The sequence below is a fragment of the Pseudonocardia sp. T1-2H genome, from assembly GCF_038039215.1.
GTDB lineage: Bacteria > Actinomycetota > Actinomycetes > Mycobacteriales > Pseudonocardiaceae > Pseudonocardia.
Genome location: NZ_JBBPCL010000001.1, coordinates 3,265,677 through 3,288,567, shown reverse-complemented (window position 1 = coordinate 3,288,567; position 22,891 = coordinate 3,265,677). Strand labels below are relative to the sequence as shown.

Sequence of the window (22,891 nt, the reverse complement as noted above, 5' to 3'; positions counted from 1 at the left end):
CGTGCTAATGATTGTGCCGGTACAAGCTTCTTGAGGTGGCCATGCCCGAGCTCGACCGCCGGCGGCGGCAGCTGGTGCTGATGATCTGTTGTTGCAGCCTGTTCGTCGTCGGGCTGGACAACACCATCGTCAACCTGGCGCTGCCCTCCATCCAGCACGACCTCGACGCCTCGGTCACGTCGCTGCAGTGGACGATCGACGCCTACACGCTGACCCTGGCGAGCCTGCTGATGCTCTCTGGCTCCACCGCGGACCGGATCGGCCGCCGCCGGGTCTTCCGGACCGGGCTGCTGCTGTTCAGCGCCGGGTCCCTGGCCTGCAGCATCGCGCCGAACGTGGGCGCGCTCGTCGGGTTCCGCGTGCTGCAGGCGATCGGCGGGTCGATGCTGAACCCGGTCGCCATGTCGATCATCGTGAACGTGTTCACCGAACCCCGCGAGCGGGCCAGGGCCATCGGGGTCTGGGGCGGGGTCACCGGGCTGAGCATGGCCGCCGGTCCCGTGCTGGGCGGCCTGCTGGTCGACGCCGTGGGTTGGCGGTCCATCTTCTGGATCAACGTGCCGGTGGGCATCGCGGCGATGATCCTCGCGGGCCGGTTCATCCCGGAGTCCCGGGCGCCCCGTCCGCGCCGCCTCGATCCCGTCGGCCAGCTGCTGGTGATGGTGCTCCTCGGCGGCCTGACGTTCGCGATCATCGAGGCACCGGTCCGGGGTTGGGGCTCGCCGCTGATCCTCGGCTGCCTCGCCGCCGCCGCGGTCGCGGCGGTGACGCTGGTGCCGTGGGAGTCCCGCCGGACGGATCCGCTGATCGACCCCCGGTTCTTCCGGAGCGTCCCGTTCTCGGGCGCTACGGTGATCGCGGTGTGCGCGTTCGCGTCGCTGGCCGGGTTCCTCTTCCTCAACGCCCTCTACCTGCAGTCGGTCCGCGGCTTCTCCGCGCTGCACGCAGGGCTGCTGACGCTGCCGATGGCGGCCCTCTGCGCGGTGCTGCCACCGATCTCGGGACGGATCGTGGGCGCCCGCGGCGCCCGGATCCCGCTCGTCCTCGGTGGCCTCGGGCTGACCCTGGGCGGCGCGTCGCTGCTGCCGCTGACCACGGACTACCCCCTCTGGCTGCTGGTGATCGGGTACCTGGCGCTCGGCGCCGGTTTCGGCCTGATCAACCCGCCGATCACCAACACCGCGGTGTCCGGGATGCCGGCCGCGCAGGCCGGGGTCGCCTCGGCGGTCGCCTCGACGAGCCGGCAGGTGGGCACGGCCCTGGGCGTCGCGATCATCGGTTCGGTCGTGACCTCCCGGGTCACCGGGCCGCTGGGGACCGGGCTGGCGGGGGCGTCGCACGTCGGCTGGGCGATCGTCGTCGGCTGCGGGGTCGCGATCATGATCCTGGGTCTGCTGACGACCACCCGGGCCGCCCGCCGGACCGCGGAGGAGACGGCCGCGACGTTCGAGCGGCCCGTGACCCCGGCGATGGTGGCCCGATGAGTGAGGCCGCCGCGGTCCGCGCCTGGCTCCGGATGCGCTCCCTGGTCCTGGACCGGCACGACCGCCGGCGCGAGGCCGCGGACGCACTCGGCCTGAGCTTCGTGCGGATCAAGGCGCTGCGCCGGGTGGCGGAGACGCCGTCGACGCTCAGCGACCTGGCCGACGCGCTGGCCGTGGACCGGCCCTATGCCACCGTCGTCGTCGACGAGCTGCAGAAACGGGGCCTCGTCCGCCGGGACCCGCATCCCGGGGACCGGCGGTGCAAGGTCGTCAGCGCCACGGAGGCCGGGCAGGAGGCGGCCGCCGTCGCGAGCGCGATCCTGGGCGAGCCGCCGCCCGGGGTCCGGGCGCTGCCGGAGGCGGACCTGGCCGAGCTGGACCGGATCCTGGGCGTGCTCGTTCAGGACCCGGAGCGGGCCCGGTAGTCGGTCGGGGACAGCCCGTAGGTGCTCCGGAAGGCCCGGCTGAACCCGGGCAGGTCCGGGAAGCCCCAGCGCCGGGAGATGTCCGTGACCGAGTCCGTGGCGCGCCGCCGGTCCGACAGCTCGCGGCGGCACCGTTCCAGGCGGAGCCGGCGGATCCGGCGGGTGACCGTCTCCCCGGTGCCCGCGAAGAGCCGGTGCAGCTGCCGGGTGGAGACGAAGTGCGCCCGCGCGATCGACACGGGGCCGAGCTCGGGGTCGGCCAGGTGCGCGTCGATGTGGTCGTGGATCCGGTGCAGCAGCGCGAGCTGCGGCGCGTCCGCGACCGCCCACGGGTCCGACTGCTCGATCGCCAGCGTCGCGACCAGCTCGCCGACCTCGTCCGCCACCCGCACGGCGCCGGCCGGGGAGAGCCGGGGCGGGGCCGTCAGCAGCCCGCGGAGCATCCCGCCGACGATCCCGGAGAACCCCTGCCGCCCGGCGAAGCGGACGGCGGTGACGGCGGCGGACTCGGCCGTGCTGAGCCCGACGGCCGCGCGCGGCCAGGTGAAGACGTCCAGCTCCCAGGCGCCGCCGAGGTTCCAGGCGAACGGGCGCCCGGTCTCGTAGACCGCGAAGTCCCCCTGGCTGAGCAGGGTCCGCCGGCCGTCCTGCTCGAGCACCCCGGTGCCGCGGCTGACCATGCCGATCTGCAGGAACTCGTGGGAGTCCGCGCCTGCCAGCGACGGCGTGCGCCGGCAGACCTGCGTCACCGAGCGGACCTCGGACACCTGCAGGTGGGCCACGGTGGCGCTGCGGACCGAACCGGAGAACGCGCCGATGCCGCGGTCCGGGGCCATGTCCAGGGCCACGAAGTCGTGCCGGATGGCGTCCCGCCACTCGTCGAAGCGCCGGGTCGCGCGCACGGTCGTGCCGCCCGGTGCCGATCCCGCTGCGAGGACCACGCCCTCACCTCCCGGATCTCGTGCGGCGCGATGCGCACGAAGCATGCCGACGTTCGCACCGTGTTGCGCGCAGGTCAACCGGTCGGCACCCGGCCCGTCCGGTCGCCGGGCGGCAAGCACCTGGCGCGCGGAGCCAACGCGGGCGGCCCCGCACCGGTCGACCATGAGGACTCCCGGAAGGCACCACCGAGGTCCAGGAGTGCGCCCCCATGACGTTTGCGGAGCTGCCGATCGTCGACCTGGAGGGCTCGGGGACGCGCCGGGCCATCTGCCCGCACGACTGCCCGGACGGCTGTTCGATGCTCGTGACCGTCGAGGACGGCCGGGCCATCGGGGTGCGGGGCGACCCCGGCCACCCGTTCACCCGCGGGGGCCTGTGCGCGAAGGTCAACGACTACCAGGAGCGGGTCTACAGCCCGGAGCGGGTGACGACGCCGCTGCGCCGCGTCGGACCCAAGGGTTCCGGCCGGTTCGAGCCGATCACCTGGGACGACGCCGTCACCGAGGTCACCACCCGGTTCAAGGCCGTCGCCGCCGAGCACGGCGCCGAGGCGATCATGCCGGTCAGCTACCTGGGCACCCAGGGCACGCTGAACGGCCTCAACGTCGGCGACCCGTTCTTCAACCGGCTCGGCGCCACCGTCACCGAGCGGACCTTCTGTGACTCCGGCGCGTCGACCGCGTACGTGATGAGCGTGGGCCCGACCGCCGGGGTCGACCCGGAGAGCCTCGTGCACTCGAGGTACATCGTGATCTGGGCTTGCAACATGGTCTCCACGAACCTGCACCTGTGGCCGTTCGTGCTGCAGGCGCAGCGCAACGGCGCGAAGGTCGTCGTGATCGACCCGATGCGGCATCGGACCGCGAAGCGCGCGGACTGGCACATCCCGATCCGACCCGGCACCGACGGCGCGCTGGCCATGGCCCTGATCCACGTGATCCTCACCGAGGGCCTCACGGACGCCGAGTACGTCGCGGAGCACACCGTCGGCGTCGAGGAGCTGGCCGAGCGGGTCGCGAACTGCACGCCGGAGTGGGCGTCGCAGGAGACCGGCATCCCGGCCGACGACATCCGGACACTGGCCCGGGAGTACGCCGCCGCCCAACCGTCGATGATCCGGATCGGGGTGGCGATCGAGCGGTCCTCCGGCGGTGGGCAGACGGTGCGCGCCATCTCCTGCCTGCCCGGGCTGGTCGGGGCCTGGCGCAACCCCGGCGGGGGGATCCTCGCCCTGCCGCTGTGGGCGTTCCCGGTGAACTGGGACGGGCTCAGCCGGGTGGACCTGCGGCCCGCGGGCAGCACGACGCGGGTGGTGAACCAGTACCACCTCGGGCGCGCGCTGACCGGCGAGCTGGGGCTCGAGACCTCCGTCGCGGCGCTGATGGTCTACAACGCCAACCCGGTGATCGTCTGCCCGGACCAGGAACGGCTGCTCGCCGGGCTCGCCCGCGAGGACCTGTTCACCGTGGTCAGCGAGCAGTTCATGACGGACACGGCGCTGTACGCGGACATCGTGCTGCCCGCGACGACCCAGCTGGAGCAGCTGGACGTCATGTTCTCCTGGGGGCACTTCTACATCGGACTGAACCAGCCGTCGATCGCGCCGGTGGGGGAGGCCGTGAGCAACACCGAGCTGTTCCGGCGGCTCGCCGCCGGCATGGGCTTCGACGACGGGTGCTTCCGGCTCTCCGACGAGGAGATGATCGAGCACGCCTTCGACTGGTCCGCGCCCGCACTGGCCGGGATCACCCCGCAGAGCCTCGCCGAGACGGGCTGGGCGCGGCTGAACCTGCCGGACGCCGCGCACTACGCGCCGCACGCCGAGGGCGGGTTCCCGACGCCGTCGGGCAGGCACGAGTTCGTCTCCGCGGCGGCCGCGGGCGGGAACTTCGTACTCCCGCTCTTCCGGCAGGGCTCGAACGAGTTCCAGCCCGGCGGGGTCGTCGACCCGTTGCCGCACTACATCCCGCCGCGGGCGTCGTCACCGGCCTACCCGCTCAGCCTGATCTCGCCCAAGTCGCACGCGTTCCTCAACTCGTCCTACGGCAACCTGGGCGCCCAGCAGCGGGTGCAAGGGGAACCGACGGCGATCGTGCACCCGGTCGACGCGACCACCCGCGGGATCGGCGACGGCGACCTGATCCGGGTGTTCAACGAGCGCGGCGAGTTCGTCGTACGGGTCACGGTCAGCGACGAGGTCGCGGCCGGCGTGGTGCTGGCGTCGATGGGCGGCTGGCGGGCCCAGGCCGAGGGACCGACCACCGTCAATGCGGTCAACCCGGTGGAGTTCGCGGACCTCGGCAACGCGCCGACGTTCTCGGACACCCGGGTGGAGGTGGCGCCCGTCTAGAACTCGGACCGGCCCCGCGCCCCGGGGCCGCTCCGGACCGGGGCCGCCGGAGACCGTCGGGGGTCCGTGGCAGCGTGCCCGGCATGAGGAAGCTCAGGCGGTCCCGGTTGCCCGGGGGAGAGCCCGGACGCTCTGCTCCACCACGTCGAGCACGCCGTCGAGTGCGTCGACGGGCAGGCCCATCGCGAGGTGCGAGACCAGGCCCTCGAGCACGAGGTCCAGGTAGCGGGCGAGCACGGGGACCGCGACGTCGTCGCGCAGGGCCCCGGCCGCGGCCTGCCGCTCGAGGCGGTTCACCGTGGCGGTGGCCAGCTCGGCGGAGTGGGCCTGCCAGCCCTGCCGGAAGTCCGGGTCCGTGCGCAGCCGGCGCGAGACCTCCAGCCGGGTACCGAGCCAGCTGAGGTCGGCGGTGCCGTCCGAGCCGTCGCCCTCGCGGGCGGTGGCGAGCAGGTTGCGCATGACCTGCACCAGACCCTGCTCGGCGACGACGTCGGCCATCCGCCGGGCGTCCTGCTCGGCCAGGGCGAGGAACAGGGCGTCCTTGTCCCGGAAGTAGTGGAAGATGGCCCCGCGGGACAGCCCGGTGCTCTGCTCCAGCCGCCGGACGGTGGCGCCCTCGTACCCGTACGCGGCGAAGCACCGGCGCGCACCGTCGAGGATGTGCTGCCGGCGGGCGGCGAGCTGGTCGGTACTGACACGGGGCACGACGCCAGTATTCCGTACGCGCGTTCTGCTTATGCGTCCGAGACGGCGAACGGCAAAAGCCTGCGCGCGGCCGGACCCGGGGGTAGCGTTTTCGCCGTGGCACAGGACCCCGGGCTTGTCGCGCCCCACCCGTTCGGCGCTCGGCAAGCCGGGACGGGTTCCGGCGCCGCTCCGGAACAGGAGCGGATCCCGCTGCCCGACGTCCGGATCACCCGCCGGGCCGAGGCCGAGGCCTACGTCGCGTCCGTGTGTTTCAAGCACGGGCCCCCGCGGCTGCTCGGCGTCGAGCTCGAATGGATCCTCCACCGGCCGGACGATCCGACCGTCCCGGTCGATCTCGATCACCTGGTCGCCGCCCTCGGCGCCCATGCACCCGCCTCGCTCTCCCCGGGCTCCCCGGCCCGACCCCTCCCGTCCGGTTCCACCGTCACCGTCGAACCCGGTGGCCAGGTGGAGCTCGCCAGTCCCCCGCTCACCGACCTCGGCGCCCTCGCGGCCGCGGTGCAGCAGGACATCCGCCACCTGCACGGCCTCCTCGCCGCGCAGGGACTCCACCCGCAGCCCCGGGCCGCCGATCCGCACCGGCCGCCCCGCCGGGTCCTCCAGCTCCCGCGCTACACCGCGATGGAGTGCGCGTTCGACCGGCTCGGCCCGCACGGCCGCAGCGGCATGTGCTCGACGTCGGCGGTGCAGGTCGCGCTCGACGCGGGGGAGACCCACGCGGTCGCCGGCCGATGGGCCGCCCTGCACGCGCTCGGCCCGGTCCTGGTGGGTGCCTTCGCCAACTCGCCCGTCCTGCACGGACGCCGCACGGGCTGGAAGTCCTCCCGGATGGCGAGCTGGTTCTCCCTCGACCCCGCTCGGACCGCGCCGCCGCCCGCGGCCGGCGGGGACCCGGCGCGCGAGTGGGCCGAACGCGTCGTCTCGACACCGGTGCTGTGCGTCCGCGGGTCGGACCGGTGGGAGACGCCGGTGGGTGTCAGCTTCGCGGACTGGATCGAGGGGGCCCTGCCGCGGCCGCCGACCGTGGCGGACCTCGAGTACCACATCTCCACGCTGTTCCCGCCGATCCGGCCGCGCGGCTTCCTGGAGGTCCGCTACGTCGACGGCCAGGCCGGGGACGAGTGGATGCTCCCGGCGGCGGTGCTCGCCGCGGTGACGTCGTCGCCGGAGGCCGTGGACCGGGTGCGGGAGATCTGTGAGCCCACGCGGGACCTGTGGGTGTGCGCCGCGCGGGACGGCCTGGAACATCCGGAGCTGGCCCGCGGCGCCGCGGAGGTGTTCGCCCTAGCCCTGCGCGAGCTCCCCGCACGGGGGCGTCGGCCGAGCTGGAGGCCCTGCTGGCGGACACGACGGACCGGCGGGTGCTGGCCGGACGGTGCCCGGCGGACGAGCTGCTGCCCGGTGAGGGTGCCGGCGCGTTCGACCCGGCCGCCGTGCCGTTCCCGCCGGGCCTGTTCACCCGCGTCCCGCCCGCGCGTCACCGCGGCCCGGCCGGACCGTGGGACACCCCGGGCACGGACCACGGCGGCCTCGAACCCGACGGCGCGCGCCCCGACCGGACCGCCTCCGACCAGACGCAGGGAGTCCATCCATGACCCGGACATCCGACGACCCCGCCCCCGGGCCCGGCGGTGCCGCCGCCGCGATCGGCCTCGGCCACGCCGACAGCCCCGAGGCCCTGCGCACCCGCGTCGCCGGCCTGCTCGAACGGGCCCGGGCCCGCAGCACCAGGCTCACCGACGCGGTGGACGAGGCGGACCTCGTCGCCCAGCACTCGCCGCTGATGTCCCCGCTGGTCTGGGACCTCGCGCACATCGGCAGCCAGGAGGAGCTCTGGCTCGTCCGGGACGTCGGCGGGCGGGAGCCGCTGCGCCCCGAGATCGACGGCCTCTACGACGCCTTCCGGCACAGCCGCGCCAGCCGCATCGGGTTGCCCCTGCTCGGACCGGCGGACACCCGCGCCTACGTCGCGGAGGTCCGGGAGAAGGCGCTGGACGCGCTGGGGCGCAGCCCGTTGCGCGGCCGCCGGCTGGAGCACGAGGCCTTCGCGTTCGGGATGATCGTGCAGCACGAGCAGCAGCACGACGAGACCATGCTGGCCACCCACCAGCTCCGCACCGGCGCACCCGTCCTGCACGCGGAGGCCCCGCCCGCCCCGCTCGCCGCGCGCACCGGGCCCCGCGAGGTCCTGGTGCCGGCCGGTGCGTTCACCCAGGGCACCTCCGGCGAACCGTGGGCGCTGGACAACGAGCGGCCCGCGCACACCGTCGAGCTGCCCGCCTACTGGATCGACGTCCACCCGGTGACGAACGGCGAGTACGCCGAGTTCGTCGCTGCGGGCGGCTACGAGGACGCGCACTGGTGGAGCGAGGCCGGCTGGGCCCACCGCCGCGAGGAGGACCTCGTCGCGCCGCGGTTCTGGGCGCGGGACGGCGCCACGGGGGAGTGGTGGCGGCGCCGGTTCGGCGTCGTCGAGCGCGTCCCGGCGGACGAGCCCGTCGTGCACGTCTGCTTCCACGAGGCCGCGGCGTACGCGCGCTGGGCGGGGAAGCGGCTGCCCACCGAGGCCGAGTGGGAGAAGGCCGCCCGGTTCGATCCCGCCAGCGGCCGCTCGCGCCGCTACCCGTGGGGGACGAGGAGCCGACTCCCCGCCACGCCAACCTGGGCCAGCGGCACCTGCGTCCGGCCGAGGTCGGGGCGTACCCGGAAGGCGCGTCGCCGCTGGGTGTCGAGCAGCTGATCGGGGACGTGTGGGAGTGGTGCGACTCCGGCTGGCACCCCTACCCGGGCTTCGAGGCGTTCCCGTACGAGGAGTACTCCGAGGTGTTCTTCGGTGGGGACTACAAGGTTCTGCGCGGCGGGTCGTTCGGCACGGACGAGTCCGCGATCCGGACCACGTTCCGGAACTGGGACCACCCGATCCGCCGGCAGATCTTCGCCGGGTTCCGGTGTGCGCGGGACGCCGCTCCCGGCGACACCGAGCGGGTGATCTGAGGAGGACGTGTGCCGCCACCTGGCCCACCTGGGCCCCTCCCGCACGCTCGCCTCACTGATCCTGGACCCCCCGCACGGCCTGCTGCACCAGGCGTACGCCCCCGCGGACATGCGCGGGGGCGGCACGGTCAACGCGGACGGCTTCGGCGCGGGCTGGTACCCGGACGCTGCGCACGGCGCCGCAGACCCGCACGGCGCCGGTGCGCGGGACGGCTCGGGACGCGCCGACGCCGCCCGGTACCGCTCGGCCGCCCCGATCTGGGCGGACCCCTCGTTCGCCCAGCTCGCCGCCGTCACCCGCTCCACCGGCGTGCTCGCCGCCGTGCGCTCCGCGACCACCGGCATGCCCGTGACCGAGACCGCGGCGGCGCCGTTCGCCGAGGGCCGCTGGCTGTTCAGCCACAACGGTGTGATCCGCGGCTGGCCCGGCTCGGTCGCGGGCCTCGCCTCCGCCCTGCCCACCACGGATCTGATGACCCTCGACGCCCCCACGGACGCAGCGCTGCTCTGGGCCCTGGTCCGGCACCGCCTGCGCCGCGGGGACGACCCGGCCGCCGTGCTCGCCGGGACCTGCGCCGCCGTCGAGGCCGCCGCCCCGGGGTCACGGCTGAACCTGCTGCTCACCGACGGCGCCACGATCTGGGCCACGGCCTGGCACCACGCGCTGTCCGTCCGCACCACCACGGACACCACCACGGTGGCGTCCGAACCGCTCGATGCGCTCCCCGCATGGATTCAGGTGCCCGACCGGCACCTGGTGGTGGCCCGCCCGGGTCGTCACGAGCTCCGTCCGATCGACCCCGTTCCACCGGTGCCACCGTCGCCACCGAGGCCGACGGAACGCGTACCGGAGGAGAACCGTCAGGGAGCACGATGAACCGCACCGCCGCCGATCCCACGAGCACCGTTTCCGAACCCGCCCGGCTGGACGTCCACCGCACCGAGGCGGACGCCGACGAGGCCCTGCGCGCGGACGCCCGCCACGGGCTCACCGCCACCCCCAAGGAGCTGCCCCCGAAGTGGTTCTACGACGCCCGGGGCAGCGAGCTGTTCGAGCTGATCACCGAGCTGCCCGAGTACTACCCGACCCGCACCGAACGGGCCCTGCTGGAGGAGTCCGCCGACGCGATCGCCAAGGCCTCCGGCGCGGACACGATCGTCGAGCTGGGGTCCGGCTCGTCGGCCAAGACCCGGCTGCTCCTCGACGCGTTCGCCCGCGCGGGGACGCTGCGCCGCTACGTCCCGCAGGACGTCAGCGAGGCGGCGCTGGAAGGCGCGCTCGAGGCCCTGGGGAGGGAGTACCCGGACGTCGAGCTGCAGGGGGTGGTCGGGGACTTCACCCGTGACCTGGACCGGCTGCCCCGCGGCGGCCGTCGCATGATCGCTTTCCTCGGCGGGACGATCGGCAACCTCCTCCCGGCGGACCGCCGGCAGTTCCTGCAGCTCGTCCGGGACGTGCTCGAGCCGGGGGAGCAGCTGCTCCTCGGCACCGGCCTCGTGATCGACCCGGCGACCGTGGTCGCCGCCTACGACGACGCCCAGGGCGTCACCGCGGAGTTCAACCGCAACGTCCTGCACGTGCTGAACCGCGAGCTCGGCGCGGACTTCGACCCCGCCGCCTTCGCCCACGTCGCGCTCTGGGACGCGGAGAACGAGTGGATCGAGATGCGGCTGCGCGCCGAGCGCGCGATGACGGTCCGGGTCGACGCGCTGGACCTGACCGTCGAGTTCGCCGAGGGGGAGGAGATGCGCACCGAGATCTCGGCGAAGTTCCGCCCTGCCGGGATACGGGAGATGCTCGGCGAGGTCGGGTTCGCGGTGTCGGAGTTCTGGTCGGACCCCGAGGAGCGCTTCGGGCTGAGCCTGGCCACCGCCCTCTGACCGGGCCGGGAGGGCGGTCCGGCGGCGGGTCTCGGGCCGCCGGAACGCCTAACCTCCTCGCCATGCCTTCCCACGAGAACCCCGACTGGCGTACCGGCGGCGTACGCGTCGTCCCCGGCGACTCCCTCGACACCAACACCGCCCAGACCCCCGGCATGAACCGGGCCGCGGCGATCAGCCACGAGCGGGTCGGGTCCGAGAAGCTCTGGGCGGGCACGGTCACCATCCACGCCGGGGCGAGGACCGGCGCGCACCACCACGGCGAGCTGGAGAGCGTGATCTACGTCGTCCGCGGGCTGGCCCGGATGAGGTGGGGGACGACCTGGAGTACACGGCCGAGGCCGGCCCCGGCGGGTTCATCTTCGTCCCGCCCTACGTGCCCCACCAGGAGATCAACGCCTCCGACGACGAGCCGCTGGAGTGCGTCCTGACCCGCAGCGGGCAGGAGCCGATCGTCGTCAACCTGGAGATCGAGGGCGTCACGGACCCCGAGACGATCGCCTGGGTCGACCCGCTGCACGGGTAGCCGCACGCGTCCGCGACGCGCCCGAGCGCCACGCTCTGCACCCTCGGCATGATCCGGTTATTTTGCCGGTCCACCGTGTACGCAGCGGAGGGGGACCGCAGTGGTGCAGCACTCCGGGGTTCTGTCCCGCCGGGATGTGCTGCGTCTGGGTTCCGCCGCGGCGGCCGCGGGCCTGCTCTCGGCCTGCGCCCTGGACACCACCGGCGCGCCGGGCTCCCAGGACTCGGACGGCCTCGTCTTCTACTCCACACAGCTCGCCACCACGGAGGAGGCCGAGTCGCTGCGCCGGCAGATCCTCGCCGGGTTCGGCACTCCGGTGGACTACGTGACGGACAGCTCCAGCACCAAGATGTTCGACCGGCTCCGCGCGGACGCGAAGGCGGGGACGTCGAGCGTGCAGGTCGTCGGGGCGTTGCAGGGCGAGATCGCGACCCTGTGGGCCGAGGGCCTGCTCCGGGACATGACGGACGTCGTCGAGGAGCTGGCGACCGGCGGGGGCAGGCACTTCACCCCGCAGTACCTGGACCTCGCCCGGATGGACGGGCGCTACGTCTTCGTCCCCTGGATCCAGGCGAGCTACCTGATGGCGGCCCGGACCGACGCCCTGCAGTACCTGCCGCCCGGCGCCGACGTGCAGCGGCTCACCTACGACCAGCTCCTCGGCTGGACCCGGACGCTGCAGCAGGCCACCGGGAGCCCCGGGCTGGGCCTGCCGGCCGGCCCGGACGGGCTGCTCAAGCGCTTCCTGCAGGGCTACGCCTACCCGAGCTTCACGGGTGGTGTGAACAGCACCTTCCGTTCCCCGGACGCCGCCGCGATGTGGCAGTGGCTGCGCGCCGCCTGGGCCACCGCGAACCCGCAGTCCGTCACCTACGGCAACATGGCGGAACCGCTGCTCTCCGGGGAGGTGTGGGTGGTATGGGACCACGCCGTCCGGCTCGTCGACGCGCTCCGGGCCCGGCCGGACGACATCGTCTCGTTCCCCGCGCCGGTCGGCCCGAGAGGCCGGGGCTACCTGCCGGTGCTCGGCGGGCTCGCGGTGCCGAGGTCGGTCGCGGACCCGACCGCGTCGATCGAGCTCATCCGCCACCTCACGGATCCCGCCCGTGCCTCGACGACGTTGCGCACCGTCGCCTGGTTCCCGCCCCAGGATCTCGCCGGGCTGCTGGGCGGCCTGCCGCCGGGAATCGGGGCCGAGGCGACCACCCTCCAGGCCATGAGCACGGCGCCGGACGCGCTGGCGTCGTCGCTCGCGGTCGGGCTCGGCAACCAGAGCGGCGCCTACGACAAGGTCTTCACGGACACCTTCCGGCAGATCGTGCTCGGCGACGGGGACATCCCGTCGACCCTCGCCACGCAGGGCGCCGCGCTGCAGGGCGTCCTGGACCAGGCCGGGGCCAGGTGCTGGCGGCCCGACCCCGTCGGCGAGGGGGTGTGCCGCGTTGGCTGAGCAGACCCTCTCCCGGCCGGCGGCCACGACCGGCGAGACCCGGGCCGCGGTGCCCCGGCTCCGGCGCTGGGTCCCGTACCTGCTGCTCGCACCCTCGGTCGTCTACCTGGCGGTCTTCTTCGCCTCCCCGATGCTGCAGGCGTTCGGCCTCGCGTTCACCGGCACCACCGGCCGGTTCGGCCTCGAGTCGATCCGCGCGATGCTCGGCGACGACTGGTTCTGGCCGTCGGTCCTGACGACGCTGCTGCTCCTGGTCGTGCTGCTGCCGGTGCAGTTCGCGCTGGCCGTGGGCATGGGCCTGGTGGTGAACGCCAGGCTCCGCGGCTCCGGGTTCTGGCTCTACGTCTTCCTGCTCCCGCTGGGGGTCAGCGAGCTCGGCGCCGGCATCGCCTGGTACTCGATCTTCGTGCAGCAGGGCTGGCTGAACACCGTGCTGCAGGGGCTCGGGGTCATCGACACCCCGGTGATCTGGCTGGACTACCGGGACCCGGTTCGCGTCGTGGCCACCATCGTGCTCGCCGAGGCCTGGCGCTCGACGTCGTTGATCCTGATCATCCTGGTCAGCGGGATGCGGGCGATCCCGCGGGACTACCTGGAGGCCGCCGAGGTCTTCCACGCCGGGCCGTGGCAGAAGCTGCGGTACGTCCTGCTCCCACTGCTGCGCCCGACGATCCGGACCGCGCTGATCGTCCGGACCGTGCTCGCGTTCGAGGTGTTCGCCACGGTCGTCGCGCTCGGGGGCACCGGCACGGACGTCCTCGCCACCCAGGCCAACCGGGCCTACACCGAGTTCCAGGACGCCCACCTGGCCTCGGCGTACGGGCTGGTGATCCTGGTCGTCTCGCTGGCGGCGGTCGCGGTGATCCTGGTGTCCCTGCCCGTCCGCCGCGAGCGGGGCGAGTGATGCGCAGGGTCCTCGGGTACGCCGCCGCCGCGCTGCTGGCGGGCTGGATCCTGGTGCCGATCTGGTTCGTGGTCGTGGGCGCCTTCAGCAGCGTCGACCGGATCTACGACTACCCGCGCCCACCCGTGCCGGACTGGTCGCTGGAGACGATGACGTTCTTCGTCACCTCCGCCGGGGTGCCGCAGGCCCTGCTCTCCAGCGTGCTCGTCGCGGTGATCACCGGGGTGTCGACGATGCTGCTGGCCGCGCCCGCCGGGTACGCGGTCGCGCGCCACGTCTTCCGCGGGGCGGACGCCTACCGGCTGACGATCCTCTCGACGCGGGCGTTCCCCGTCGTCGTGCTGTCGATCCCGCTGGCCGTGTTCTTCCTGCAGTGGGGCGTGTACGACTCGGTCTGGGGCGTCGCGTTCATGCACACCGCGCTGGCGCTGCCGTTCGTCGTGCTGATGGTGAGCACGGTGTTCGCCGGGGTGCCGGTGGACCTGGAGGAGGCCGCGCAGGTGTTCGGCTGCAGCCGGTTCACCGCGTTCCGACGGGTCGTGGTGCCGATCGCGGCCCCGGGCATCGCCGGCGCGGCCACGTTCGCGGTACTGCTGAGCTACAACGAGGTCTTCGCCGCCTCGATCCTCACCCTGCAGGAGCCGACGCTGCCGGTGTTCGTGCTCAGCGGGCTCACCCAGGCCCCGCTGCCGTTCCGCTACGCGGGTGCGCTGTTCCTGCTGGCCCCGGCGTTCCTGTTCATCCTGCTGATCCGCAAGCAGATCCTCGGCGTCGGCGGACGCCCGACCCTGCGCTGAGAGGGGCCGAGTTGTCCGACATCGAGCTGAGCGGCATCACGAAGACCTACCCGCGCGGGGCCGCACCGGCCGTCCGCGACGTGTCCCTCACCGTCGCCGACGGCGAGTTCTTCGTGCTCCTCGGACCGTCCGGCTGCGGTAAGACGACCCTGCTGCGCGCGATCGCCGGCCTGGAGCACCCGGACGCCGGCACCATCCGGCTCGGCGACCGGGACGTCACCGGGTCCGCGCCCCGGCAGCGGGACCTGGCCATGGTCTTCCAGGGCTACGCCGTGTTCCCGCACCTCACGGTGTACGACAACATCGGTTTCGGGCTCAGCATGCGGCACGAGCCGAAGGCGGAGATCGACGCCCGGGTCCGCGAGGCGGCGGGCCTCTTGCAGCTCGACGACCTGCTGGAGCGCTACCCGTCGGCCTTGTCCGGCGGGCAGCGCCAGCGGGTCGCCGTGGCCCGCGCCATCGCCGTCCGGCCGTCCGTGCTGCTGATGGACGAACCGCTGTCCAACCTGGACGCCCTGCTGCGCCTGACCTTCCGCTCCGACCTGAAACAGCTGGCCAAGGAGCTGAACACGACGATCGTCTACGTGACGCACGACCAGGTCGAGGCGCTGAGCCTGGGGGACCGCATCGCCGTCATGCGGGCCGGCGAGATCGTGCAGTGCGGCACGCCGATGGAGGTCTACGACCGGCCCGCGACGCGGTTCGTCGGCGCGTTCATCGGGACGCCACCGATGAACTTCCTGCCCGTGACGATCTCCCGCGACGGCGGCCGGGCCGTGGGACGCCTCGGCGAGCACGCGATCCGCGTCCCGGACTGGATCTCCGGAGACACCGTGCTGGCCGGGATCCGGGCCGAGAACCTGGCCGCGTCGACGACCGAGGTGCCGGACGCGATGCCGGGGCGGGTCCGCGTGGTCGAGCCGCTGGGATCGCAGCTGCTCGTCACCGTGGCGGTGGGCTCGGAGATCGTGAAGCTGCTGACCCCCAACGACTTCCCGGCGGCCGACGACCAGCGGCTCTGGATGACCGTCGCGGACGACAAGGTCCGGTGGTTCTCCCCGGACGACGAGCGCGAGCTGACCGAGGAGCGCGCGACCAGCGCCGTGTGACCGGTTCTCGCCGAACCGGTGCGCGATGGTTGGCCCGATTCCGGTAACGCGGCTGAACCGATCCCGATTTCACCGACAGCAGGCATTGATGTGCCCGTCAACTGTTGTTACTGTCGAGTTAAGTACCTCGAGTACGTTGAATGCGCTGCGAAGCGCGAAAGGATGCCCTTTCCCTCGTGAGCACGAGCTCGGAAACCGACCACCGCCCGATCCCCGCGACAGCTCCCCGGTCGGTCTCCGCGCCGGCAGCGGAGCGCCACGGAGCGGCCTACGGAGCCGCCCTCACCGACACCGCGCTCGCTGAGCACGCGGCCGACGTCCTCCGCCTGAACGACATGGGCGGCTGGACCAAGGCGGCCCCCCTGCTCTACCCGCACCAGTGGAGCTGGGACAGCGCGTTCGTCGCGATCGGGTGGGCGCAGGTGGACGTGCGCCGTGCAATGACCGAGCAGCAGCGCCTGTTCGAGGCGCAGTGGCGTAGCGGGATGGTCCCGCAGATCGTGTTCAACCCGGACGCCGGGCCGGAGTCCTACTTCCCGGACCCCGCCCGCTGGGCGTGCGAGCTCTCGCCCGAGGCGCCGATCGGCATCGCCGAGACCAGTGGTCTGTGCCAGCCTCCCGTGCACGCGATCGCGGTGCGGCGGATCCTCGAGGTCGCCCGGGAGCTCGGCGGCGCGGAGCTGGCGGACGTGCGTGCCCGGCTCGTCGACCTGTTCCCGAAGCTCCTCGCCTGGCACCGCTACCTCGCGGAGAACCGGGACCCGGACGGCACCGGCCTGGTCACGACCTACCACCCGTGGGAGGGCATCGACAACTCCCCGCGCTGGGACGCCGTGCTCGCCCGGCTCGAGGTCGGCGCGGTCCCGCCGTACACCCGCCGCGACGTCCAGCACGTCGCCGACGCCGGCCAGCGGCCCACGAACGAGCACTACGACCGCTTCCTGTGGCTGCTCGAGCTGCTCAAGCGCCACCGTTACGACGACGCCGAGATCCACCTCCACTACCCGTTCCTGGTCAAGGACGTCTTCCTGACGGCCGTCCTGGTCACGGCGAACACGGCGCTGCGGGAGATCGCGGAGTTCGTCGGCGCGTCGGACGAGGACAAGGCCCTGATCGACCTCTGGCGCGACCGGGGCCGCAAGGGCATCGCGTCCACGGTCGACGCGCGGAGCGGTATGACCTACGACCTGGACATGACGACCGGCGCGCCGATCGAGGTGGCGACCTTCGCCGGGATGTCCCCGCTGATCGACGGCGGGTTCGACGCCGCGCAGCGCGCCACGTCGCTGGCCCTGTTCGACTCGCCGGCGTTCGCGGGGCACCCGGACCTGCGCTGGCGGATGCTGCCGAGCACCAGCCCGGAGTCCGAGGTGTTCGACCCCCGCAACTACTGGCGGGGCCCGGTCTGGCCGATCGTGAACTGGCTGTACTGGCAGGGCCTGCGCGACGGCGGGGACGTCGAGCGGGCCGAGGAGCTGCGGACCGTGTCCCTGGACGCGCTACGGACCGTCGGCTTCGCGGAGTACTTCGACCCGATGACCGGTGAGCCCTTGGGCTCGGCCATGCAGTCCTGGACCGCCGCGGTCGCCCTGGACTGGCTGGCCTCCTGACCTGTGCGTGGCGATCCTCGCTAGAACGCGAATCGCCACGCACAGCCCCCGCTGAACTGGGAGAACACGAACGCCGGGCCTGAGACGGCCCGGCGTTCGTCGTCGTGGCCCGGGAGCCGGGTGAGGCGGCTCTCCACTAGGTCAACGTTTCATTGACGCCATCGGGTCGTCGATCAGTCGATGACGGGCGCGGTCGCCGCGAAACGTCGGGCCGGGGGAGAGGCCCCGAGCGCGTGGAGCAGGGCGGCGAGATCCCCAGGGAACCGGATCCGGCTGCGAGCCCCGGTGCGGAGCGGGTCCGCAGGCCGCCCGGCAGGGAGCGGATTCGAAGGCCGGTGAGCCTGGGCGTGCAGCGGATCCACAGGCGGGCTCGTGGCGGTCGGATGCTGTGCCGTCGGAGCCCGAACCGGCCCCAAAACTGTCAATGAAACATTGACGCTTTCGAAACGTCGACCCTTCGTTGACATCGACGAACCGCCGCGACCACGAAAACCCGAAGCCAGCCGGAACGGCCGCTCGCCAGGGGAGGAGTGCTACGGGACCGCCGCGCCGCCGGCGGACGACCAGGATCGCTCGACCGCACCGGCGCGAGCTCGGTGCGAGGACAGCCGCGCGCAGCGAGCCCGGCTGCGACGCGGGCAGGGGCTACTTCTGGCCCGTCGTCGGGAAGCGCTGCGTCCGGGGAGCGCTGGGACGGACGACGCCGCGGTCGCGCTCTCGGGGAGCTCGTCAGCGGCACGGGGCGCGGTAGGGCAGCCCGCGAACGCCGACGGCGGGCGCCCCGGAGGTCCGGGACGCCCGCCGTCGGCAGGAGCTGGTGCGTCAGCTGCGGAGCATGCCCCGCAGCACGTACTGCAGGATGCCGCCGTTGCGGTAGTAGTCCGCCTCGCCGGGGGTGTCGATGCGGACGACCGCGTCGAACTCCACGGTCGTGCCGTCCGACTTGGTCGCGGTGACCTTGACCGTCTGCGGGGTGGAGCCGTCGTTCAGCGCGGTGATGCCCGCGATGTCGAAGGTCTCCGTGCCGTCGAGGCCGAGGGACGCCGCCGACTCGCCCTGCGGGAACTGCAGGGGGATGACGCCCATGCCGATCAGGTTCGAGCGGTGGATGCGCTCGAACGACTCGACGATGACGGCCTTGACGCCCAGCAGCGCGGTGCCCTTGGCCGCCCAGTCGCGCGACGAGCCCGAGCCGTACTCCTTGCCGCCCAGCACCACCAGCGGGGTGCCGGCCGCCGCGTAGTTCTGCGCCGCGTCGTAGATGAAGGCCTGCGGCGCGTCGTCCTGGGTGAAGTCCCGGGTGTAGCCGCCGGAAACGCCGTCGAGCAGCTGGTTGCGCAGCCGGATGTTCGCGAACGTGCCGCGGATCATCACCTCGTGGTTGCCGCGGCGCGAGCCGAAGGAGTTGTAGTCCTTCTTGTCCACGCCGTGCTCGTCGAGGTACTGCGCCGCCGGCGTGCCGGCCTTGATCGCGCCGGCGGGGGAGATGTGGTCCGTGGTGACCGAGTCGCCGAGCAGGGCCAGCACCCGGGCGCCCGTGATGTCCTCGACCGGTGCGGGCTCGTCCGACATGCCCTCGAAGTACGGGGGCTTGCGGACGTAGGTGGACTGCTCGTCCCACTCGAAGGTCTTGCCCTCGGGCGTCGGCAGGGACTTCCAGCGCTCGTCACCGGCGAAGACGTCCGCGTAGTCCTTGGTGAACATCTCCTGCGTGATCGAGGAGTCGATCACGTCCTGGACGTCCCTGGCCGACGGCCAGAGGTCGGCGAGGAAGACGTCGTTGCCCTCGGGGTCCTGGCCGAGCGGCTGGGCCTCGAAGTCGAAGTCCATCGTGCCGGCCAGGGCGTAGGCGATGACCAGCGGCGGGGACGCCAGGTAGTTCATCTTGACGTCCGGGTTGATCCGGCCCTCGAAGTTGCGGTTGCCCGACAGCACCGAGACGACCGCGAGGTCCGCCTCGTTGACCGCCGCGGAGACCTCCTCGGGCAGCGGGCCCGAGTTGCCGATGCAGGTGGTGCAGCCGTAGCCCACCAGGTGATAGCCGAGCTTCTCGAGGTAGGGCCAGAGACCGGCCTTCTCGTAGTAGTCCGTGACGACCTGCGAGCCCGGCGCCATCGACGTCTTCACCCACGGCTTGACCGCGAGGCCCTTGTCCACGGCGTTCTTGGCCAGCAGGGCCGCGCCCAGCATGACCGAGGGGTTGGACGTGTTGGTGCAGCTGGTGATCGAGGCGATCACGACGGCGCCGTGGTCGATCTCGAACTCGTTGCCGCCCAGGCTGACCGGGGTGGGCTTGCTGACTCGGCCGTGCGCGCCGTGCGCGGCGGAGACCGCCACGCGGGGCTTGCCGCTGCCGTTGCCCGAGCCGGAGGTGGCCGGCGCGTCGCTGGCGGGGAACGACTCCTCGGACGACTCGTCGACGCCGGAGCTGGCGGGCTCGCCGTCCGCGTAGTCCACGAGCGCCTGGCGGAAGGCCTCCTTGGATTCCGAGAGCGCGATCCGGTCCTGCGGGCGCTTCGGGCCGGCGATCGACGGGACGACCGTCGACAGGTCCAGCTCGAGCGTCTCGGAGAACACAGGCTCCTTCGACGGGTCGTGCCAGAGACCCTGCTCCTTGGCGTAGGCCTCGACCAGCGCGATCTGCTCCTTGGAGCGGCCGGTCAGCGTGAGGTACCGGACCGTCTCCTCGTCGATCGGGAAGATCGCCGCGGTGGAGCCGAACTCCGGGCTCATGTTGCCGATGGTGGCGCGGTTGGCCAGCGGCACCGCGCTAACGCCCTCGCCGTAGAACTCGACGAACTTGCCGACGACACCCTGCTCGCGCAGCATCTCGGTGATCGTCAGCACGACGTCCGTGGCGGTGGCGCCCGCGGGGATCTCGCCGGTCAGCTTGAAGCCGACGACCTTGGGGATCAGCATCGAGACGGGCTGGCCGAGCATGGCCGCCTCGGCCTCGATACCGCCGACGCCCCAGCCCAGCACGCCCAGGCCGTTGACCATCGTGGTGTGCGAGTCGGTGCCGACGAGCGTGTCCGGGTAGGCCTGGCCGTTGCGGGCCATGACCGTGCGAGCGAGGTGCTCGATGTTGACCTGGTGCACGATGCCGGTGCCCGGCGGGACGACCTTGAACTCGTCGAACGCGCCCTGGCCCCAGCGCAGGAACTGGTAGCGCTCCTTGTTGCGGCTGTACTCGAACTCCACGTTGCGCTCGAAGGCGTCCGGGGTGCCGAAGATGTCGATGATCACCGAGTGGTCGATGACCAGCTCGGCGGGGGCGAGCGGGTTGACCTTCGACGGGTCGCCGCCCATCTCGGTCACGGCCTCGCGCATGGTGGCGAGGTCGACGACGCAGGGGACACCGGTGAAGTCCTGCATGATCACCCGGGCCGGGGTGAACTGGATCTCGGTGTCCGGCTCCGCCGTCGGGTCCCAGGCGGCGATCGCGCGGATGTGGTCCGCGGTGACGTTCGCGCCGTCCTCGGTCCGCAGCAGGTTCTCGAGCAGGACCTTCAGGCTGTACGGCAACTTCTCCGAACCCTCGACGGCGGACAGCCGGAAGATCTCGTAGGAGTTGTCACCGACGCCGAGTGTTCCCCTGGCTCCGAAGCTGTCGGTTGTGGCCACGTTGGCTCTCTCCTCCTGGGGTGGTGGGCGCGTCTCTTCGGTTCTTCGGCGGAGTCTCGCGCACCTCGTGCGACGTGGCAGCGCGGCCCCTCTCGGGGCAAACAGTACGCCTGTCCTATTTCGGGGTCGAGCGGAGGGGGCCAGGTCACGCCGGGTTCCGGAGGAGGGCGGATCGACGACGCGGCGGCGGGTGCTCTGAGCACCCGCCGCCGCGGTCGGTCAGAGCAGGACGGTCAGCGGCCCGCCCCGACCAGCGCGGCGACGTCCTCGGGCGCCAGGGCGCCGAGCAGGTCCCCGTACACCCCGACCAGCGTCCTGCCGGGGCTGACGAACCAGGCGCCGTCCTCCTGCACCATCACGACCTTGACGTCCAGGGCGGCCGTGACCAGCTTCGGCACGAGCCGGGTGAGCGTCGGGTCGTTGCCGATCTGGGAGCCGAGGTTGCTCGCGAGGTCGTTCGCGCAGAACGGGGTGGCGGGCGAGCCCTCGATGCCGCCGACCGTCACACAGTCGCCGTCCCGCGTGATGGTGATCCGCTGCCCGTTCTGTTCGACGACGGCGCTGCGCAGGCCGAGCCCGGTGGAGCCCCGGACGTCCTCCTGCGTCGTCTGCAGGTCGACGATCCGTAGCCCACTGGGGGTGCTGCCCCGGGCCGCGTCGACGAGCGCGGGCCCGGCGTCGTGCAGCACGGCCATCTCGGTGGGCGAGGACAGCTCGACCAGGCGCTGGACGTTCGAGTCGAAGCCCGCCTGCAGCGCCTCGCGCAGGGCATCCTGCGCGGTCCCCGCGCCGGCGGCGCCGATCGAGGTCGTCGGCCAGGGGGTGCCGGCGTCCTTCAGGGCGTAGTCCGCGAGTGTGTAGAAGCCGCTGACGTACCACTCGCCGTCGACCTTCACGGTCGCCACGCGGATCGGCTCGCCCCGCTGCGCGACCTCCTGGGCGATGTCGATGGTCGTCGGGCCGCCGGTCGGGATGCCGTTCGGGAACGCCCTGGCCTTGAACGAGTCCGTGAACGGCAGGGTGTTCGGGTCCTGGTTCGTCGTGATCGTCCCGGCGACGAGCTTGGTGATCGCGACGTTGTCCCGGACGTTCTCCTGGCCGGCCTCGTCGAACCTCAGGCCGGTGACCGCCGCCGAGTCCAGCGCGGCCTGCGCGGAGGCGTCCGGCTTGAGGACGTCCAGGCGCTGCAGCTCGGTGGTGAGCATGTCGCCCATGTCCGCGAGCAGCCCGGCCTCGGTGGGGTTGATCCGGCTGTAGGCCTTCAGGTAGTTCTTCGCCTCGAGGTCCGCGGCGAGCGTGGTCACGGCGTCGTTCGGTGAGCCGGCCCCGCCGGCGTTGCCGAGCAGGTACCAGGCGGTCCCGCCACCGGCCAGCAGGACGAGGACGGCGACGATCGCCGTGATCAGCGGCCAGCGCTTGCGGCGTGGCTGCCCGGTCTGCGTCGGGCCGCCTGGCGGGGGCGGGTAGCCACCGGACGGGTCCCAGCCGTACTGCGGGCCCGACTGCCCGGGAGCCTGCTGCGCGTAGCCCTGCTGGCCGTACTGCGGCTCGCCGTATCCCGGCTGCGCGTAACCGGGCTGCGCGTACCCGGGCGGGCCCTGCGGTGCCGCGTACCGGCTCGTGCCCTGCTCCCCGTAGCCCTGCTGGCCGTAGCCCTGCTGGCCGTAGCCCTGCTGGCCGTAGCCCTGCTGGCTGTGCCCCTGTTGTCCGGGGGGCGGGCCGTAGCCCTGCCCGGCCGGGGGCCCGTAGCCCTGCTGCGGGTCGTGACCCTGGCCGGCCCGGACAGGGCCCTGGCCCTGGGGTGCCCACCGGCGCGGGTCCTGCTGGGGATCGGGTCCGGTCCCGTCGTCGGCCATGGTCTTCTCTCCTGTCCTGGCGCACGTGCCGAACGGCCGCGCAGGCATGCAGCTTCCCGGATGCGGGACCGTCCGCACAGGAGTGGAAGTACGTAGCCGGCCTCGCCCGTTCGGAGCAGGTCACAGCTTCGGGTACCTCCGGCCCCGTGTCCACCATGTGGTGGAAGTTGCGCAGACGGATGCGTGTGGCTACCGGGTTTTGCGGGGTGACGGTGGGAGAGTCGAGGCCGT

16 protein-coding genes and 2 pseudogenes are annotated in these 22,891 nt (G+C 72.8%); 14 read left to right on the top strand and 4 right to left on the bottom strand.

Translation table 11 applies throughout. From position 1 onward, the window contains the following. Positions 1-41 precede the first annotated feature (41 nt). Positions 42-1,484 carry an MFS transporter gene (locus WBK50_RS16265; protein ID WP_341336430.1) on the top strand — a complete coding sequence of 481 codons (1,443 nt, stop codon included), beginning with the start codon at positions 42-44 and terminating at the stop codon, positions 1,482-1,484. Further along, on the top strand, positions 1,481-1,909 hold the full coding sequence (locus tag WBK50_RS16260; protein ID WP_341336429.1) for a MarR family winged helix-turn-helix transcriptional regulator: 429 nt from the start codon (positions 1,481-1,483) through the stop codon (positions 1,907-1,909). The genes WBK50_RS16265 and WBK50_RS16260 overlap by 4 nt, the downstream gene beginning before the upstream one ends. Here the strand turns inward: WBK50_RS16260 and WBK50_RS16255 are convergent. Next, entirely contained in the window at positions 1,885-2,850 is a 966-nt protein-coding gene (locus WBK50_RS16255; RefSeq protein ID WP_341336428.1) for an AraC-like ligand-binding domain-containing protein, read from the bottom strand. The genes WBK50_RS16260 and WBK50_RS16255 overlap by 25 nt on opposite strands. A gap of 209 nt (positions 2,851-3,059) precedes the next feature. Here WBK50_RS16255 and WBK50_RS16250 point away from each other — a divergent pair, with 209 nt between their 5' ends. Further along, complete coding sequence (locus WBK50_RS16250) at positions 3,060-5,201, top strand: molybdopterin-containing oxidoreductase family protein (RefSeq protein ID WP_341336427.1); 2,142 nt, start codon at positions 3,060-3,062, stop codon at positions 5,199-5,201. 93 nt (positions 5,202-5,294) lie between these two features. Here WBK50_RS16250 and WBK50_RS16245 read toward each other — a convergent pair whose 3' ends face one another. After that, a complete protein-coding gene (locus tag WBK50_RS16245; protein WP_341336426.1) occupies positions 5,295-5,906 on the bottom strand; it encodes a TetR/AcrR family transcriptional regulator in 612 nt (203 codons plus the stop codon). Between WBK50_RS16245 and WBK50_RS35165 the strand changes: the two are divergent. The 11 genes and pseudogenes from WBK50_RS35165 to ggh all read left to right on the top strand — a co-directional run. Further along, positions 5,862-7,013 (top strand): annotated as a pseudogene (locus WBK50_RS35165) (glutamate-cysteine ligase family protein); the annotation flags it as partial. The gene WBK50_RS16245 and the pseudogene WBK50_RS35165 sit on opposite strands and share 45 nt — an antisense overlap. A 257-nt stretch (positions 7,014-7,270) precedes the next feature. After that, the gene (locus WBK50_RS16235; protein WP_341336424.1) at positions 7,271-7,504 is read left to right on the top strand and encodes a hypothetical protein; all 234 of its coding nucleotides are present in this window, start codon (positions 7,271-7,273) and stop codon (positions 7,502-7,504) included. Then, positions 7,501-8,903, top strand: a pseudogene (gene egtB, locus WBK50_RS16230) (ergothioneine biosynthesis protein EgtB). The gene WBK50_RS16235 and the pseudogene egtB overlap by 4 nt, the downstream one beginning before the upstream one ends. A gap of 7 nt (positions 8,904-8,910) precedes the next feature. Beyond that, the gene (gene egtC / locus WBK50_RS16225) at positions 8,911-9,780 is read left to right on the top strand and encodes an ergothioneine biosynthesis protein EgtC (protein ID WP_341336423.1); all 870 of its coding nucleotides are present in this window, start codon (positions 8,911-8,913) and stop codon (positions 9,778-9,780) included. Continuing rightward, complete coding sequence (gene egtD / locus WBK50_RS16220) at positions 9,777-10,784, top strand: L-histidine N(alpha)-methyltransferase (protein WP_341336422.1); 1,008 nt, start codon at positions 9,777-9,779, stop codon at positions 10,782-10,784. The genes egtC and egtD overlap by 4 nt, the downstream gene beginning before the upstream one ends. Positions 10,785-11,094: 310 nt before the next feature. Continuing rightward, positions 11,095-11,310 (top strand): hypothetical protein, encoded by a 216-nt coding sequence (locus tag WBK50_RS16215; RefSeq protein WP_341336421.1) that lies wholly within the window; start codon positions 11,095-11,097, stop codon positions 11,308-11,310. Positions 11,311-11,410: 100 nt separating this feature from the next. Next, positions 11,411-12,760 carry an ABC transporter substrate-binding protein gene (locus WBK50_RS16210; protein ID WP_341336420.1) on the top strand — a complete coding sequence of 450 codons (1,350 nt, stop codon included), beginning with the start codon at positions 11,411-11,413 and terminating at the stop codon, positions 12,758-12,760. After that, entirely contained in the window at positions 12,753-13,664 is a 912-nt protein-coding gene (locus WBK50_RS16205) for a carbohydrate ABC transporter permease (protein ID WP_341336419.1), read from the top strand. Before WBK50_RS16210 ends, WBK50_RS16205 begins: the two co-directional genes overlap by 8 nt. Further along, positions 13,664-14,461, top strand: coding sequence for a carbohydrate ABC transporter permease (locus tag WBK50_RS16200; protein WP_341336418.1), 798 nt, complete (start codon positions 13,664-13,666; stop codon positions 14,459-14,461). Before WBK50_RS16205 ends, WBK50_RS16200 begins: the two co-directional genes overlap by 1 nt. 11 nt (positions 14,462-14,472) lie before the next feature. Next, positions 14,473-15,570, top strand: a complete 1,098-nt coding sequence (locus WBK50_RS16195; RefSeq protein WP_341336417.1) for an ABC transporter ATP-binding protein — start codon at positions 14,473-14,475, stop codon at positions 15,568-15,570. Between the two features lie 176 nt (positions 15,571-15,746). Continuing rightward, on the top strand, positions 15,747-17,180 hold the full coding sequence (gene ggh / locus WBK50_RS16190; protein ID WP_341336416.1) for a glucosylglycerate hydrolase: 1,434 nt from the start codon (positions 15,747-15,749) through the stop codon (positions 17,178-17,180). An 822-nt stretch (positions 17,181-18,002) separates the two neighbouring features. On the opposite strand, the gene WBK50_RS16185 is transcribed toward ggh, so the two are convergent. Both WBK50_RS16185 and WBK50_RS16180 read right to left on the bottom strand, forming a co-directional pair. Further along, positions 18,003-20,804 carry an aconitate hydratase gene (locus WBK50_RS16185; RefSeq protein WP_341336415.1) on the bottom strand — a complete coding sequence of 934 codons (2,802 nt, stop codon included), beginning with the start codon at positions 20,802-20,804 and terminating at the stop codon, positions 18,003-18,005. A 233-nt stretch (positions 20,805-21,037) separates the two neighbouring features. After that, a complete protein-coding gene (locus WBK50_RS16180; protein WP_341336414.1) occupies positions 21,038-22,660 on the bottom strand; it encodes a flagellar basal body protein FliL in 1,623 nt (540 codons plus the stop codon). Between the last annotated feature and the right edge of the window lie 231 nt (positions 22,661-22,891).

Bases quoted from the DNA above. Each gene is read 5' to 3' on its own strand.
- WBK50_RS16200 (WP_341336418.1), top strand. From the start codon at position 13,664: ATGCGCAGGGTCCTCGGGTACGCCGCCGCCGCGCTGCTGGCGGGCTGG.
- WBK50_RS16265 (WP_341336430.1), top strand. From the start codon at position 42: ATGCCCGAGCTCGACCGCCGGCGGCGGCAGCTGGTGCTGATGATCTGT.
- WBK50_RS16180 (WP_341336414.1), bottom strand. From the start codon at position 22,660: ATGGCCGACGACGGGACCGGACCCGATCCCCAGCAGGACCCGCGCCGG.
- WBK50_RS16250 (WP_341336427.1), top strand. From the start codon at position 3,060: ATGACGTTTGCGGAGCTGCCGATCGTCGACCTGGAGGGCTCGGGGACG.
- egtD (WP_341336422.1), top strand. From the start codon at position 9,777: ATGAACCGCACCGCCGCCGATCCCACGAGCACCGTTTCCGAACCCGCC.
- WBK50_RS16260 (WP_341336429.1), top strand. From the start codon at position 1,481: ATGAGTGAGGCCGCCGCGGTCCGCGCCTGGCTCCGGATGCGCTCCCTG.